Genomic DNA, 17,602 nt, shown 5'->3' on the forward strand with positions numbered 1-17,602 from the left:
TTCCAGACATACTCTATTGAAAGCTTATTCAGCCTCGTCCAAAAAAATGCTATAATTAACATTTAGTTAGAAAGGAGTGTTCATTTATGGCATTCGATGGATTATTTACAAGAGCGATTACACATGAAATTGAAAATTCTCTTTACACAGGAAGAATTTCCAAAATATATCAACCTTCAAAATACGAGATTTTATTACATATTCGAGCGAATGGAAAGAACCAAAAACTAATTCTTTCATCTCATCCTACATATGCGCGTATGCACTTAACGAATCAAAACTACGATTCGCCAGCAATACCGCCGATGTTCTGTATGCTTCTTCGCAAACATTTAGAAGGTGGATTTATTGAAAAAATTGAACAAATCGACTTAGAACGCATTATTCAAATTACAGTTCGCAGTCGTAATGAAATCGGAGACGAATCATTAAAAACATTAGTAATTGAAATAATGGGACGACATAGTAACATTATCTTATTAGATACGAAAACAAACGTGATTTTAGATAGCTTAAAACACGTTTCATTAGCCGTAAACCGTCACCGAACTGTATATGCTGGTGCTGAGTACGTCGCGCCACCAGCCCAACATAAAATCAATCCTCTGCAAATTGAAACCGCAGATGATTTTATTAGACCGCTAGACTTTCTATCTGGAAATATGGATAAACAACTCGTCGGTGCTTTCATGGGAATATCCCCATTATTTGCAAAAGAAGTAGTAAAGAAAGCCGGTATGGTAAACGAGAAAGCATTATCAGAAGCATTTTTCTCTATACAAACACCATTACTATCTCATGCATATACACCTACAATGATTACTGCAAATGGAAAAGAATTCTTTTATCTTTTCCCTCTTACACACTTGCAAGGAGAAGAAAAAACATTCTCATCAGTGAGCGAATTGTTAGATCGTTTCTTCTTTGGCAAAGCAGAACGTGATCGTGTAAAACAACAAGCTCATGATTTAGAACGCTTTATGCAAAACGAAAAAAATAAAAACGAGAAAAAACTCATTAAACTCGAAAAAACACTGCAAGATGCTGGAAAAGCAGATAAATATCAACTATTTGGAGAGCTACTTACAGCCAATATGTACGCTTTAAAAAAGGGCGATAAAGATATTGAGGTCGTTAATTATTACGATGAGGATGGTGGAACTGTAAAAATCACATTAGATCCTTTAAAAACACCATCTGAAAATGCACAACGCTATTTCCAAAAGTATCAAAAAGCAAAAAATTCGGTTGCTGTTGTAGAAGAACAAATCGAAAAAACAAATGAAGAAATTCTTTATTTTGATAGCTTACTTCAACAAATGGAAGCTGCTTCTTCAAAAGACATTGAAGAAATTCGTGAGGAATTAGCTGAAGAAGGTTATGTGCGCAATCGCAAAACGAAAAACGCAAAGAAAAAGCCTACTAAACCAGTATTAGATAAATATGTAGCAAGTGATGGCACAGAGATTTTCGTTGGTAAAAACAATAAACAAAATGATTATTTAACAACGAAGTTTGCCCGCCGTGATGAAATTTGGTTACATACGAAAGATATACCTGGCTCTCACGTTGTCATTCGTTCTTTAGAGCCTGCTGAAGAAACTTTACTAGAAGCCGCCAAAATTGCTGCCTATTACAGTAAAGCGAAAGAGTCTAGCTCTGTACCTGTTGATTTCACCAAAATACGCCATGTCAAAAAACCGAGTGGTGCAAAACTTGGTTTTGTTACGTACGACAATCAGCAAACCGTATATGTAACACCAGATGCTGATATTGTAATGAAATTAAAAGCATAAATAAAAAAATGCGTTGCTTGTATGCAGCGCATTTTTTATATGTTTTCAATTTCGTTGCTATATCCATTCAATATTGTCAAAAAAATTGACAGTATCATTTCACATTTGTATAAAATTTTTTACAGCATGTAAATAAAGTACAAGTGTAACTCCAATCATTTTTCCCCATCCCCCTGCTATTCATTGAAGCAATCTAGATTTTATGAACAAACCGTCTCCCACAAATTACGGGCTATTTTTTTATCTCCCCTAAAATATATGTTGTCCCTACTATCCTTTCTTCAAATATACATTTTGGCACGCTATTTGCTTTATTCAATACTATGAATAGGAGGAATTAACATGACTTTAAAAATTAATAAAATCCAAAATCAACTACAAAACTATGAAATTGAGGGGTTACTTATTACAAAAAAAGAAAACCGCCAATATGCAACAGGCTTTACAGGTAGTGCTGGCGTCGTCTTACTCTCTGCCGATCAAGCTGTTTTCATCACTGATTTCCGCTATGTAGATCAAGCGAAATCACAAATAAAAGATGCTGAAATTATTATGCATAAAGGAAATTTAGAAAAAGAAATTGCACATCAAGTATCGAAATTAAACATTCAAAAACTTGGAATTGAAGAAAACAACATGACATTGCAACAATATAAAAACTTGCAAAAATACGTACAGGCGGAAATGATTCAAGTGTGCGAAATTATCGAAAATATTCGTATCATTAAAGACACGCCTGAAATAGAAACAATGAAAATTGCAGCTAATATCGCGGACGAAGCATTTCATCACATTCTTACGTTTCTAAAACCAGGAATAAGTGAAAATGCTGTACGAGATGAATTAGAATTTTTCATGCGAAAAAAAGGTGCTACATCTTCATCATTTCAAATTATTGTAGCTTCTGGTGTTCGTTCTTCTCTTCCACATGGAGTTGCATCAAATAAAATAATTGAACGAGGCGACATCGTTACATTAGACTTTGGTGCACTTTACGACGGATATTGTTCCGATATAACACGTACCGTAGCAATAGGGGAACCATCGGAAGAATTCAAAAAAATATACAATGTTGTACGAGAAGCGTTAAAACGTGGGACTGAAGCGATTAAGCCTGGAGAAACTGCGAAAAGTATCGATGATGTAACAAGAAACTACATTACAGATTGTGGATATGGTCAATATTTTGGTCATTCTACTGGTCATGGTCTTGGCTTAGAAATACATGAACCTCTTCGCTTATCCCAAGAAAGTAAAGCTACATTAAAAGAAGGTATGGTTGTTACAGTTGAACCGGGCATTTACATACCGAACTGGGGCGGTTGTAGAATTGAAGATGATATCGTCATTACAAAAGACGGATATGAAGTTATTACAAAATCAAATAGAGAACTAATTGTAATCCCTTGTTAAAATCATGGCCTTTTTAAAAGGAGTTTTTTTCTACACATAGAATTCCTTCTCTGGAGTGTTCATTTAAAGAGGGGGAATTTAAATTGAATTTTGTAATTGATAAAATAGATGGTTTACAAGTTGAGTTTTCAAAACTTGTTTCCATGATGAATTACGCTCGTTATACAACAATGCAAGCAGTGGAAAGTTTAACAATTGAAGAACTTGATTATTTATATGATAAAGAAGCCAATTCAATTGGCATGCTGTTATATCACATGGCTGCTATTGAATTTTACTACCAAATCCATACCTTTGAGGATCGTGAACCGACGGAAGCTGAATTAGAACATTGGTTGCCAGCTATTGAGTTAGGGAATCTTGGACGAGAAAAAATAAAAGGAAACTCTTTAGAATTTTACATTAATACATTACAAGAAGTACGCTCTAAAACAATTGAAACATTTCAATCTTTACCTGATGAATGGCTATTTAAAACGACAGACTTTTGGTATGACAAACCAGCTAACAACTACTTTAAATGGTTTCACGTATTTGAAGATGAAATCAATCATCGCGGACAAATTCGCTTAATTAGGAAGATGCAAAAAGCTCATGCAGTAAAATAAGAAAGTGCCACCAGATAAGGTGGCACTTTCTTTTATTCATTTTTTAGGATTAACTGTATTGTAACATCCATTTATCGTTCTCATCATTACAGTACATGAAATTTTACTTTTTTCTTTTTCCTATACTCACATACTTTCACTGCTTTCATACAATAAACTACACGAATGCCTAAAGGATGTGAACGTTATGGGAGTTGAATTAACGCTATTACACGCTCTCTACATTATTTGTTTACTCACTATTATTACCTTTTTTATTCTCCGGAAAGATACGACTATCATTTGTATCGTTTTTATCTTTTTATTAGCATTAACTGCAACAAGTTCTATCCCTCTTGCCATTAGCGGGATTTTTCAAAGTTTCATTTACGCCATTACTGAGCTATTACCAACTATATTAATCATCTCCATTATCGTATCAATGAGCAATTTACTCGTTCATACTGGCATAAATGATACGATGATTTCACCATTTACAAAAATGATTCGTACACCTACACTCGCCTACTGGATTATCGGCCTTTTAATGATGACCATTTCTTTCTTCTTTTGGCCTTCTCCAGCTGTCGCCTTAATGGGAGCTATTTTATTACCGGTTGCTGTACGTGTCGGCCTTCCTCCAATTGGGGTTGCAATTGCTATGAACTTATTTGGACACGGCATCGCCTTATCTGGAGACTTCGTTATTCAAGGTGCACCGAAATTAACTGCAGACGCGGCTGGTCTCCCTGTTTCCAGCGTCGTATCTGCAAGTGTTCCACTCGTTATCGTTATGGGCGTTGTGACAACTTCCGTCGCTTTTTTCTTCTTACGAAAAGAGTTTCATACAGGCTTAGCTATACAAGAATCTATTCTATCAACTGAGTCTTCTAAAACGCTCACTTCATTATCTCCTCGCACAAAGAAATGGCTCGCTATTTGTATCCCTATCGTATATATCATTGATATCCTTTGCATGATTCAATTTAAACTACAAGGAAGCGACGCAACTGCACTTATCGGCGGAACAACTGTTATTATGATTATCATCATTTCTCTCATCGCCTACAAAGGTAATGGACTGAATAAAACAACCGATTATTTCATAGAAGGGCTCCAATTTGGCTTTAAAATTTTCGGACCAGTTATTCCTATCGCTGCACTCTTTTATTTAGGAGATAGTGGCTTTGTGAAAATTATCGGAGACTATTTACCGAAAGGTTCACACGGAATCATTAACGACTTAGGCATCGCTTTATCTCAAACTGTTCCTTTAAATCAATATGTATCGGCAGGGACATTAACCATCGTGGGTGTCATTACCGGCTTAGATGGATCAGGTTTTTCAGGTATATCACTTGCTGGTTCCATTGCCAATCTTTTTGGAACAGCACTTGGCCATGGAACAGCTACATTAACAGCACTCGGGCAAATTGCAGCTATATGGACCGGGGGCGGGACGTTAATTCCTTGGGCACTTATTCCTGCTGCTGCGATTTGTAAAGTCGATCCATTTGAACTTGCACGCCGAAACTTTTTACCGGTTGTTATCGGTTTAATTGTCACCACGATCGTTGCGATGTTTATCCTATAACGTAAGCAAGTGTTCTCTTGCTTACGTTTTTTGCTTGTAAAATTCATCATGAATTATCAGTTTTCAAGAGGGATTCGTTATTACTCAGCGAAATTATATTAGGAGAGTAATTATTTCAAAACGTTTACGAGAAACAGATTACTGCAATTAGAAAAGGGGACATACCTATGAATGAATTGATTTTCGTCTTATTAATTTGTCCATTATTTATCTTTATCGTATCTGTTATTGGAACACGCAAAACGAAAACGTATTACGTAATGCCGATTGTAACGTTTGCTAGTTTTTTAATAATAGGTGTTATCGCCTTTACTCCAAAATTTTTCTTTTGGGTCGGCATGTATAGCATTTTCTCATTTATTATTTCTTATGTGACTCTATTGTTTGTAAAAAGATATAAGCTTGCAGAAAGCACTAAGTAGTTAAGGAGATTGTAATATGATTTTCTTTGATATTGATGGAACTTTACTTGAATTTTTAACAATAATATAAAAAAACGACCGCGTTCCCCCGCAGTCGTTTTTTTCGTGTTACGCTGTGATCCAAGCTTCGTTTGCTGGATTTTTACGCCACTCTTGTAATTTTTTCGTTTCAGCTTGTCCAATCATACCTTTTTCTGCTGCAACTTCAGTTAATGCACTGTAATCACTTAAAGAATATGATGCTACGTTAGCTGCTTCTAGTTTTTCTTTTCCTGCTTCTAACTCATATGTGAAGATTGATACGATTCCTAATACTTCACATCCAGCTTCGCGAAGTGCTTCTACACATGTAATTGCACTACCGCCAGTTGAAATTAAGTCTTCTACTACTACGACTTTTTGACCTTTTTCAGCTTTTCCTTCGATTTGGTTCCCTTTACCGTGACCTTTTGCTTTACTACGTACGTAGCACATTGGTAAATCCATACGATCGCTTACCCATGCAGCGTGCGCAATACCAGCAGTTGCTGTTCCTGCAATAATTTCTACAGTTGGGAAGTGCTCTTTAATTAACTCTTCTAATCCAGCTGCAATCGCTTGACGTACTTTTGGATAAGATAAAGTTAAACGGTTATCACAATAAATTGGTGATTTCATACCTGAAGACCAAGTGAATGGATCATTCGGTTGTAAAAATACTGCTCCAATTTCTAATAAATGCGATGCGATTTCTTTTTTCATACTGTTACACCTTCCCACTGTTGTTTTACTGTTTTATACGCTTCAAGCGGATTTTCTGCTTTTGTAATACTACGTCCAACTACGATGTAGCTTGAGCCAAGTTCCCTCGCACGTTTCGGTGTTGCTACGCGCACTTGGTCATTTACATCATCGCTTGCAAGACGAATCCCCGGTGTTACTGTTACAAATTCATTTCCGCATACTTCACGTAATTTTGGAACTTCAAGTGTTGAACAAACAACGCCATCAAGTCCACTTTCTTTCGTTAATTTTGCATAATGAGCAACCGCTTCTTCTAACGTTTTCTCAATGCCGATCTCTTTTTTCATCATAGCTTCCGAAGTGCTTGTTAGTTGTGTAACTGCAATACAAATCGGTCTCTCTTTTCCTTCTTGCTTACCTTCCTCTAATCCCTCAATCGCAGCTTTCATCATGCTGCTTCCCCCAGCAGCATGAACATTTACCATATCAACATCTAGACTAGCTAGGCTACGCATAGCGCTTTTTACTGTATTCGGAATATCATGAAGTTTTAAATCTAAGAAGATCTTATGTCCCTTTTCTTTTAAGTACGTAATAATCGCAGGGCCTTCTTTGTAAAATAACTCCATACCTACTTTGACAAATAACTCTTCCCCTTCAAAGTGGTGTAAGAATTGTTCTACTTCTTGTTTCCCTGGAAAATCTAGTGCAACGATTAACGACTGTGACATGTTTGCTTCCAGCTCCTTCCTTGACATTCCGAAATGTGATCAAATCCTAATTCATCTAATAATGCTGGTAACTCTTCAATAATTGTCGGACATACGAACGGATCGATAAAGTTCGCTGTACCTACTGCAACTGCGCTTGCGCCAGCATAGAAGAATTCAATTACATCTTCAGCTGTTTCAATACCACCCATTCCGATAATTGGAATGTTAACCGCTTGGCTTACTTCATGTACCATGCGAATTGCTACTGGCTTAATCGCAGGACCTGATAATCCGCCTGTACGGTTTGCTAAAATTGGTTTAGCTGTTTTTAAATCTAGACGCATACCAAGCAATGTATTAATCATCGTTAAACCATCTGCACCTGCATTTTCAATCGCTTTTGCAATTTCTACTATGTTTGCCACGTTCGGTGACAATTTCACGTATACAGGTACTTCAGAAACCTCTTTTACTCGCTTCGTTAAATCAGCAGCAATTTCAGGATTTGTACCAAAGGCGATACCACCTGTTTTTACGTTCGGACAAGAAATGTTTAATTCTAGTGCATGGACATTAGGCGCTTTAGAAATTTCCTTCGCAACCGCTACGTAATCCTCAGCTTGTGAGCCTGCAACGTTTGCAATAATTGGAAGGTCAAATTGTTCTAACCATGGTAATTCCGAATTCATTACTTTGTCTAATCCCGGGTTTTGAAGTCCGATTGCATTTAGCATGCCCCCTGGTGTTTCAGCAACACGAGGCGTTGGATTTCCATAACGTGGTTGTTCTGTCGTCGCTTTAATCATGATTGATCCTAGTACACTTAAATCGTAAAACTGTGCATATTCACGACCAAACCCAAAGCATCCAGATGCCGGTATAATTGGATTTTTTAATGATAATCCTGGTAATTCAACTTGCAATCTGTTCATAGTACAACCTCCCCGATTGGAAATACTGGTCCGTCGCTACACACCTTCTTGTAAGAATGTCCACTTGGATCTTCTTGTAAGTGGCATACACATGCGAAACAAGCTCCAATACCACAGCCCATACGTTCTTCTAATGAAATATAGGCTTTTTTCTCTTTGTAACGTCCTTCTAGTGCACGAAGCATCGCTAGCGGACCACATGAATAAAGAATATCAAAGTCAATTCCGTAATTATCAATTACATCTGTGACAAATCCTTTTGTACCGTGTGTACCGTCTACTGTCGCAACGTACGTATCACCAAGTTCTGCAAATTTTTCTTCATAGAAAACTACATCTTTCGTTTGAAAGCCTAAAATGTGAATAACACGTACACCTTTTGCAACGAGGCGCTGTGATAATTCATAAAGTGGTGGTACACCAATTCCCCCACCTACTAGTAAAGCTGTTTGACCAGCTTCTGCTTCTTCTACAGGAAAACCGTGTCCTAATGGTCCTAGTACATCTACCATTTCACCTTGTTTTCTAGTTGCTAATGTTTTTGTCCCTTGTCCTTCGGCACGATATAGCATTGTAAATTCGTTCTTCTCTTGATCTACATTACAAATACTAATTGGGCGGCGCAGAAGGGGCGCAATGCCCTCTGCTACCTTAATGTGTACAAACTGCCCTGGTTCGTTCATTTGCTGTACTAACGTTCCTTGAAGCACTAATTCGTAAATATTTTTTGCGATTTCTTTTTGGTTAACGACGATCATATTTTGCTTTTGCATCATGCATGTACCACCTCGTGACGCTTTGTTTGCGTAATTTCTTTCATTGAATGAGCTGAGAATGTCATAGATTCTAATACTCGTAAGATTGCTCTTGTTGTATCAAGTGATGTTAAGCAAGCCACACCATTTTCTACTGATTCACGGCGAATGCGGAAACCATCACGCGCTGGTTGTTTACCTTTTGTTAATGTGTTAATTACAAACTGTGCTTTTCCTTGACGGATAATATCTAGTAAGTTGTAGTCTTCAGAATCAATTTTGTTTACAACTTGTACTGGGATATTTTGCTCTTCTAATGATTGTGCTGTTCCAGCTGTTGCTAATAAGTTATAGCCGATTTCGTGGAAACGTTTTGCAATTTCCATCGCCTCTTCTTTATCTTTATCCGCTACAGTAATGATTACTGAGCCGTGCGTTGGGATGTTAATTCCAGAAGCAACTAATCCTTTATATAATGCTTTTTCAAGCGTTAAGTCTTTACCCATTACTTCCCCTGTTGATTTCATTTCAGGTCCTAATGTTGTATCAACTGAGCGTAGTTTCGCGAATGAGAATACCGGAGCTTTTACATATACTTCTTTCTCTTCTGGGTGATAGCCAGTTCCGTATCCTTGCTCTACTAGGTCTTGCCCTAAAATAACTTTCGTTGCAACATTCGCCATCGGTACGCCTGTAATTTTACTTAAGAACGGTACTGTACGGCTTGCACGTGGATTTACTTCAATTACGTACACTTGATCTTTGAATACTACAAACTGGATATTTAGTAATCCAACAATGTTTAATCCTTTTCCAAGTGCAATTGTATGTTCAATGATTTGTTCTTTTAGTTTTTCAGATAAACTTTGTGGTGGATATACTCCAATTGAGTCACCAGAGTGAACTCCAGCGCGTTCAATATGTTCCATAATACCTGGAATGAATACATTCTCACCATCGGAAATTGCATCTACTTCAATTTCTTTACCAACCATGTAACGGTCGATTAATACTGGGTGATCTGCATGAACTTTAACTGCATTTTTCATGTAGTGCAGTAGTTCTTCTTGACGATATACGATTTCCATCGCACGTCCACCTAGTACGTAAGATGGTCTTACTAATACTGGGTAACCAATTTCTTCTGCGATTGCTACCGCTTGTTCTACAGTCGTTGCTGTTTTACCAACTGGTTGCGGGATGCCAAGTTTTGTTAAAGCAGCTTCGAATTTATCACGATCTTCTGCACGGTCTAAGTCTTCAAGTGATGTTCCTAAAATTTTCACACCGTGTTCTTCTAGTTTCGCTGCTAAGTTAATTGCCGTTTGTCCACCGAACTGAACGATAACACCTTCTGGTTTTTCTAAATCGATAATATGCATTACATCTTCAATCGTTAATGGTTCAAAGTATAATTTGTCAGAAATACTGAAGTCTGTTGAAACTGTTTCTGGGTTGTTGTTAATGATAATTGCTTCATATCCAGCTTCTTTAATTGCCCATACTGAGTGAACTGTTGCGTAATCAAACTCAACACCTTGACCAATACGGATCGGACCAGATCCTAGAACTACTACACTCTTACGATCTGTTACAATCGATTCATTTTCGTCCGCATATGTGCTGTAGTAATATGGCGTTGCAGATTCAAACTCTGCCGCACAAGTATCTACCATTTTGAATACTGGCATCATATTATTTTCTTTACGCATATCGTAAATTTCGCGCTCCGTTTTGTTCCAAGCTGCTGCAATGTAGTGATCGCTGAAGCCCATTTCTTTTGCAGTTTGTAGTACTTCCATATTTCCTACATTCGCTTTTACTTCACGTTCCATATTTACGATGTTTTCAACTTTTTGTAAGAAGAAGAAGTCCATTTCACACCATTCATTGATTTCTTCTTTCGTTACACCTTGGCGAATTGCTTCTGCTACAATAAACAGTCGTTCATCATCCGCTTTAATGATACGTTTTTTCATCGTTTCTTTATCAAGTTCTTTTAAGTGGTCTAATTCTAAGTGATAAATGCCAAGCTCTAAAGAACGAACTGCTTTTAGTAATGATTCTTCTAAGTTACGTCCGATTGACATAACTTCACCAGTTGCTTTCATTTGTGTTCCAAGCGTTCTGTTCGCTGATTCAAACTTATCAAACGGCCAACGTGGAATTTTTGAAACAACATAGTCTAACGCTGGCTCGAAGCAAGCGTAAGTTTTTTGTGTTACTGGGTTTACGATTTCATCTAACGTTAAGCCGACTGCAATTTTTGCTGCTAATTTCGCAATTGGATATCCAGTTGCTTTAGATGCTAGTGCAGATGAACGACTTACACGTGGATTTACTTCGATTACATAGTATTGGAAGCTATATGGATCTAGTGCAAGCTGAACGTTACATCCACCTTCAATTCCTAGTGCACGAATAATTCGTAATGACGTGTTACGTAACATTTGGTATTCACGGTCGCTTAGCGTTTGGCTCGGTGCTACAACGATTGAATCACCTGTATGAACACCAACTGGATCGATATTTTCCATGTTACACACTACAATCGCGTTATCATTTGAATCACGCATTACTTCGTATTCAATTTCTTTACAGCCAGCAATACTTTTCTCTAATAAACATTGTGTTACTGGGCTATGTTTTAAACCACTTGTTACGATTTCAATTAGCTCTTCTTCGTTATGACAAATTCCGCCGCCCGTTCCTCCTAATGTGAACGCTGGTCGAACGATTACTGGGTAACCAATTTCGTTTACAAATCCATATGCTTCATCAAGGTTATGAATAATTTCACTTGGTGGTGTTGGTTCATTTAAATCTTGCATTAATGTACGGAATAAATCACGATCTTCCGCTTGCTCGATTGCTGATAATTTTGTTCCTAAAATTTCAACTCCGCACTCGTCAAGTACGCCTGATTTTGCAAGTTCAACAGCCATGTTTAAACCTGTTTGACCACCTAATGTTGGTAGGATTGCATCAGGACGTTCTTTACGAATAATACGGCTTACGAATTCTAATGTTAATGGCTCGATGTATACTTTATCTGCTGTTGCAGTATCCGTCATAATTGTTGCTGGGTTAGAGTTAACAAGGATTACTTTGTAACCTTCCTCTTTAAGAGATTGACAAGCTTGTGTACCAGAGTAGTCAAACTCCGCTGCTTGCCCAATTACAATTGGTCCTGATCCGATTACTAAAATTGTGTTAATGTCTAGGCGTTTTGGCATAACTCTTCCCCTTCTTTCTTGAAGTTTTCAATCATTGTTAAGAAATCTTCGAATAAATCATTTGCATCTTCTGGTCCCGCTGAAGCTTCTGGATGGTATTGTACTGTAAATGCCGGGAACTTCTTATGACGAAGACCTTCTACCGTTCCATCGTTTAAAGCAACATGTGTAATTTCAAGATCTGTATTTTCAACTGATTCTTCTTCTACTGCGTATCCGTGGTTTTGAGATGTAATTGCTACTTTTCCAGTTGCAAGATTTTTTACTGGATGGTTTAAACCACGGTGACCAAATTTCAACTTACTTGTATTTGCACCTGATGCTAGAGCGAACAATTGATGTCCTAGGCAAATTCCGAATAAAGGAACTTTACCGATAATGTCTTTTAACATTTCAATTGCTTCTGGTACATCTTTCGGATCTCCAGGTCCATTACTTAACATAATTCCATCTGGGCTAAGGCGTAAAATTTCTTCCGCTGTTGTGTTGTAAGGAACTACAATTACATCACAGTCACGCTTATTTAATTCTCGTAAAATACCATGTTTCATACCGAAGTCTACTAGTACAACTCGGTGACCACGACCTGGGCTTGGGTATGGATCTTTCGTTGATACGCGTTTTACATGATCTGTAAATACTGTCGCTTTTAATTGGCTTACAATGTACTCTACATCTGCATCCATGTTACAAAGGCGTCCACGTAATGTACCGTATTGACGAATTTTTCTCGTTAATTTTCTCGTATCAATCCCTGCTAATCCTGGGATATTTCTTTCTTTCAAGTAATCATTTAACGAAATTTCATTACGGAAGTTTGATGGGTGATCACAAATTTCGTTTACGATTAAACCATTTACAGATGGGTGAATAGATTCAAAATCGTCACGGTTAATGCCGTAGTTTCCGATTAATGGGTACGTGAATGTTACGATTTGACCGCAATATGATGGATCAGATAATGTTTCTTGATATCCAGTCATTCCTGTTGTAAATACAACCTCACCTGACTTTTCGATTTCGCCTCCGAAACCTGTTCCAATTAATACTGTTCCATCTTCTAAGATAAGTTGTCTTTTCATACTAATGCACTCTCCTTTTGCCATGCGATCTTACCACCAACGATTGTCATTACCGGCCATCCTTGGCATTTCCAACCTGCGAATGGTGTATTTTTTCCTTTTGATAAGAATGTTGTTGGGTCAATCTCTTCTTCTTGTTCTAAATCAATGATTGTAATATCAGCTTCTCTACCTTCTTTTAGGCGACCTGCTTCTAAGCCGAATGTATCAGCTGGCTTTTCTGTTAAGAATTGAATTAACTGTTCTAGCGTAATAACTCCCTTTTTCACAAGGTTTGTGTATAGAAGCGGGAATGCTGTTTCAAAACCAGTAATTCCAAACGGTGCTCTTTCAATTCCTTGTGCTTTCTCTTCCGCTGTATGCGGTGCATGGTCAGTTGCGATCATATCGATCGTTCCATCTAATAAACCTTCAATTAATGCTGCATGGTCTTCTTTTCCACGAAGCGGTGGGTTCATTTTAAAGTTAGGATCAGCTGATGGGATATCATCTTCACATAACACTAGGTGATGCGGTGTTACTTCTGCTGTTACTTTAATTCCAGCGCGTTTCGCATCACGGATTACACGTACAGAACCTTTCGTACTTACATGACATACGTGATAGTGGCAATCTGCTGCTTCAGCAAGCAGTATATCCCTTGCAATATGTACAGATTCACATACTGATGGGATACCGTTTAATCCGTGTTTCTCAGAAAACTTCCCTTCATGTACACAACCTTTATTAATAAGCGTATTCTCTTCACAGTGCGCAACTACTGCCATATCTAATTTTGCTGCACGTTTCATAGCCGCTAACATCATGCTCGCATCTTGTACGCCTACGCCGTCATCTGTGAAAGCAAATGCTCCAAGTTCTTTTAATGTTTCGAAATCTGTCATTTCAGAACCAGCTTGACGTACTGTAATTGCTCCGTATGGTAGTACGTTAACATGAGCTTTTTCTTCAATACGTTTTTGCAAGTCTTCCATATGTTCTCTGCAATCTGGTACCGGGCGTGTATTTGGCATTGCGCAAATTGTAGTGAATCCACCTTTTGCCGCTGCTAGTGTACCTGTTTCAATTGTTTCTTTATGTTCACCACCTGGTTCACGAAGATGTACGTGTACATCTACTAATCCAGGTGCGATTAACTTTCCGTTCACATCGATTACTTCAGCATTATCTGCCGTAATATTTTCTGCTACCTTAGCGATTTTACCGTCTTGTACGAGAAGATCCGTTGCTACGATTTTTCCTTCTTCATTCATATAACGACCATTTTTAAACAAATAATTCATGTTTCATTCCTCCTAATACATTTGGTAAGGCGCGTTTTAGTACAGCCATTCTTACGTAAACTCCATTTTCCATTTGTTTAAATATACGTGAACGCTCACACTCAACAAGTTCACTTGCAATTTCAACATCACGGTTTACAGGAGCTGGATGCATAATAATGCTTCCTTCTTTCATACGCTTTTCTCTTTCTACTGTTAATCCGTGTTTCTCATGATATTCTTTCATAATGTCTGTTTCATAATGATCATGACGCTCATGTTGTACACGGAGTAACATCATTACATCAACTTCTGGAACAAGTTCATCTAATGGTTTGTATGTTCCAAATGTGTTGTCTTCATCTTTCCACTCTTCTGGACTTGCAAAGTAAATTGTTGCACCAAGCTTCGTTAATGCTTCTGCATTAGAACGTGCTACTCGGCTATGACGAACATCTCCTACTATTGCAATCTTCAAACCTTCAAATCTTCCAAACTCTTGTTTAATTGTAAGAAGGTCCAGTAGGCACTGTGTTGGGTGGTTTCCGCATCCATCTCCAGCATTTAAGATTGGAATATTCACCTGATCTTTTAGTTCATCGAAGTAGCGATCTTGCTCGTGGCGGATGACCACTGCTTTTGTTCCGATTGATTCTAGTGTTCTTATCGTATCGTATAGAGTTTCTCCTTTTTGTACGCTAGATGCATCAGCTGAAAAGTTTAAAACATCAAGTCCTAATCTCTTCTCAGCAACTTCAAAGCTAAATCTCGTTCTCGTACTATTCTCAAAGAACAAGTTCGCAACAAAAGTTTGCTCTGTCGTTTTGCTCTCTTTTCCATTCGCAAAATCTTCTGCATCTTTTAGGATTTCTGAAATTTCTACTTCCGATAATTCACTCATCGTTAACAAATGGCTCATCGTCATCCCTCATCTTTCTGATTTTTATGTTACCACTTTTGAATTTTTATAACAACCTTTGCATAAAAATACCCTAATCGTGTGAGACTAGGGTGCAAGAAAGAAGCCACCCTTTCCGGTCTCACAGGACTGAATTAAAAGGTTATTATTATGAAGCAATCTGCTTAGATTGTTTTATTTGTTTCGTTTCCGGTAGTAGTAGATTTAACAGTACACCTACAATTGCTGCTAGTGCCATTCCTTCTACTTGGAATGATTCTCCTACGTGAAGTACCGCTCCACCAATACCGATTACTAATATTACTGATGCAATCATTAAGTTTCGTTTGTCACTTAAATCTGTTTTATCATCTACCATCATGCGTAATCCGCTTGATGCGATTACACCGAATAGTAAGATTGATACACCACCCATAACTGGTGTTGGGATCGAATGAATCAGTGCAGAAATCTTACCGATAAATCCGAACATGATTGCGAATACTGCTGAACCGATGAATAAGTATACACTGTATGCTCTCGTAATTGCTAGCACACCGATGTTTTCACCATACGTTGTATTCGGTGGCCCACCGATTAGTGACGCGATTAATGTTGCTACTCCGTCACCGAAGATTGAACGGTGTAAACCTGGTTTTTCAATTAAATCTCTTTTAATAACATTTCCAAGAACAATTTGATGTCCGATATGTTCTGATATTGTTACTAGTGCAACTGGTACCATCAAGAGTACAATCTTCCATGAAAACTCTGGTGTGTATGTTACAAATGGTACTGTGAAATCTGGTACAACAAACCATTTTGCCTCAGCTACCGGCTTTAAGTCTACTAGCCCTTGGAAGTAAGCGAAGATATATCCGCCGATAATGCCAAGTAACACTGGTATGATACTGAAAAATCCTCTTCCAAATATCGAGCATATAATTGTAATTGCTAATGTTACTAACGCTACTGAAAAGTGTGTAAAGCTATATTTGCCATCCGCACCGTTCATCGCCATGTTAACTGCTGTATGTGCTAAAGCTAGACCGATTACCATTACTACTGGACCAACTACGATTGGTGGTAGTAATTTCATAATCCACTCTGATCCTGATTTCTTAATTCCGAGTGAGATTAAGATGTACACAAGTCCTGCTAGCAAACCACCAAGCATTGCCGCTCCCGGTCCACCTGCCGTTTTCGCTGTTATAATCGGTGCGATAAAGGCGAATGATGATCCTAGATAAGCAGGTACTTGACCTTTCGTTATAAGAAGGAATGCTAACGTTCCTAATCCACTTGATATTAATGCTACTGATGGATTCAATCCTGTTAAAAACGGAACAAGCACTGTTGATCCAAACATCGCGAACAAATGTTGTATACTTAAAAATAACCATTTTCCCGGTTTCGGTACTTCATTAACGTCTAACACTGGCTTTTGTTCCATTGTTACATCCTCCTTCAGTTTAAATCTTTGCAATAAAAAAACTCTTTGTGCCTGTGCACAAAGAGTCCTACACTTTCGTATGCCAAATTTGACATATGAAAGCCAAGACCCTTTGGCAGCCTCACAGGACTACATTTAAAAGGGCTTTACTTATCGTATATGCTTACTCGATCTTGTTGATCTGTCTCTTGCAAATCAACTTCGATACGCTCTTCACTTGATGTTGGAATATTCTTCCCTACATAATCAGCGCGAATTGGTAATTCGCGATGACCTCTATCAACAAGAACCGCCAATTGGATTTGAGATGGTCTACCTAAATCCATAAGAGCATCCATTGCTGCTCGAACTGTTCTTCCTGTATATAATACGTCATCCACAAGGATAACTTTTTTCTTCGTAATATCTACAGGGATATCAGAACCTTTTACAAGTGGTTCTTTATTTTTCGATTGTAGTGTTAAATCATCACGATATAACGTAATGTCTAACTCTCCAACTTCCATTTCTTTTCCTTCAATTTGACCAATTCGTTCTGCCAAACGTTGTGCAATAAAAATTCCACGAGTTTTAATTCCGACAAGAACACAATTATCGACACCTTTATTTCGTTCCACGATTTCATGACTAATTCGTGTTAAAGCGCGGCGAATCATTTGGTCATCTAAAACGACAGCTTTCTCTTGCATGCTCTACACCTCCAAGCTTTTTTCTTGCGTGAGAGTAATGGTATAAA

15 protein-coding genes are annotated in these 17,602 nt (G+C 37.9%); 5 read left to right on the forward strand and 10 right to left on the reverse strand.

The annotated features are described in order from the left end of the window. Positions 1-86 precede the first annotated feature (86 nt). The 5 genes from GD442_RS18640 (at position 87) to GD442_RS18660 (ending at position 5,812) form a co-directional block, all read left to right on the forward strand. Positions 87-1,796: an Rqc2 family fibronectin-binding protein gene (locus GD442_RS18640; protein WP_000863284.1), complete on the forward strand. Its 1,710-nt coding sequence runs from the start codon at positions 87-89 to the stop codon at positions 1,794-1,796. A gap of 342 nt (positions 1,797-2,138) precedes the next feature. Next, positions 2,139-3,209: a M24 family metallopeptidase gene (locus GD442_RS18645; RefSeq protein ID WP_000172817.1), complete on the forward strand. Its 1,071-nt coding sequence runs from the start codon at positions 2,139-2,141 to the stop codon at positions 3,207-3,209. An 83-nt stretch (positions 3,210-3,292) separates the two neighbouring features. Next, a complete protein-coding gene (locus GD442_RS18650) occupies positions 3,293-3,817 on the forward strand; it encodes a DinB family protein (protein WP_001012048.1) in 525 nt (174 codons plus the stop codon). A 187-nt stretch (positions 3,818-4,004) separates the two neighbouring features. Further along, positions 4,005-5,390 (forward strand): membrane protein, encoded by a 1,386-nt coding sequence (locus tag GD442_RS18655; protein ID WP_000537875.1) that lies wholly within the window; start codon positions 4,005-4,007, stop codon positions 5,388-5,390. A gap of 167 nt (positions 5,391-5,557) precedes the next feature. Beyond that, positions 5,558-5,812, forward strand: a complete 255-nt coding sequence (locus tag GD442_RS18660; protein WP_159365143.1) for a YbeF family protein — start codon at positions 5,558-5,560, stop codon at positions 5,810-5,812. A gap of 108 nt (positions 5,813-5,920) precedes the next feature. On the opposite strand, the gene pyrE is transcribed toward GD442_RS18660, so the two are convergent. The 10 genes from pyrE to pyrR all read right to left on the reverse strand — a co-directional run bounded on the left by pyrE (position 5,921) and on the right by pyrR (position 17,555). Next, positions 5,921-6,553 (reverse strand): orotate phosphoribosyltransferase, encoded by a 633-nt coding sequence (pyrE, locus tag GD442_RS18665; RefSeq protein WP_000711440.1) that lies wholly within the window; start codon positions 6,551-6,553, stop codon positions 5,921-5,923. Beyond that, a complete protein-coding gene (gene pyrF / locus GD442_RS18670; protein WP_000083510.1) occupies positions 6,550-7,266 on the reverse strand; it encodes an orotidine-5'-phosphate decarboxylase in 717 nt (238 codons plus the stop codon). Before pyrF ends, pyrE begins: the two co-directional genes overlap by 4 nt. Further along, entirely contained in the window at positions 7,251-8,180 is a 930-nt protein-coding gene (gene pyrD, locus GD442_RS18675) for a dihydroorotate oxidase B catalytic subunit (RefSeq protein ID WP_001081049.1), read from the reverse strand. Before pyrD ends, pyrF begins: the two co-directional genes overlap by 16 nt. Further along, a complete protein-coding gene (pyrK, locus tag GD442_RS18680) occupies positions 8,177-8,956 on the reverse strand; it encodes a dihydroorotate oxidase B electron transfer subunit (protein WP_000983359.1) in 780 nt (259 codons plus the stop codon). The genes pyrD and pyrK overlap by 4 nt, the downstream gene beginning before the upstream one ends. Next, positions 8,953-12,171, reverse strand: coding sequence for a carbamoyl-phosphate synthase large subunit (gene carB / locus GD442_RS18685; protein WP_001126101.1), 3,219 nt, complete (start codon positions 12,169-12,171; stop codon positions 8,953-8,955). The genes pyrK and carB overlap by 4 nt, the downstream gene beginning before the upstream one ends. Next, complete coding sequence (locus tag GD442_RS18690; protein ID WP_000828680.1) at positions 12,156-13,253, reverse strand: carbamoyl phosphate synthase small subunit; 1,098 nt, start codon at positions 13,251-13,253, stop codon at positions 12,156-12,158. Before GD442_RS18690 ends, carB begins: the two co-directional genes overlap by 16 nt. Continuing rightward, on the reverse strand, positions 13,250-14,536 hold the full coding sequence (pyrC, locus tag GD442_RS18695) for a dihydroorotase (protein WP_001108368.1): 1,287 nt from the start codon (positions 14,534-14,536) through the stop codon (positions 13,250-13,252). The genes GD442_RS18690 and pyrC overlap by 4 nt, the downstream gene beginning before the upstream one ends. Further along, complete coding sequence (gene pyrB, locus GD442_RS18700; protein WP_000018849.1) at positions 14,520-15,434, reverse strand: aspartate carbamoyltransferase; 915 nt, start codon at positions 15,432-15,434, stop codon at positions 14,520-14,522. Before pyrB ends, pyrC begins: the two co-directional genes overlap by 17 nt. 148 nt (positions 15,435-15,582) lie before the next feature. Further along, positions 15,583-16,866, reverse strand: a complete 1,284-nt coding sequence (uraA, locus tag GD442_RS18705; protein ID WP_000435928.1) for a uracil permease — start codon at positions 16,864-16,866, stop codon at positions 15,583-15,585. Positions 16,867-17,012: 146 nt separating this feature from the next. Beyond that, positions 17,013-17,555: a bifunctional pyrimidine operon transcriptional regulator/uracil phosphoribosyltransferase gene (gene pyrR, locus GD442_RS18710; protein WP_001156491.1), complete on the reverse strand. Its 543-nt coding sequence runs from the start codon at positions 17,553-17,555 to the stop codon at positions 17,013-17,015. Positions 17,556-17,602: the final 47 nt, after the last annotated feature.

It is taken from the genome of Bacillus sp. A260 (assembly GCF_009861435.1).
Classification (GTDB): Bacteria; Bacillota; Bacilli; order Bacillales; family Bacillaceae_G; genus Bacillus_A; species Bacillus_A cereus.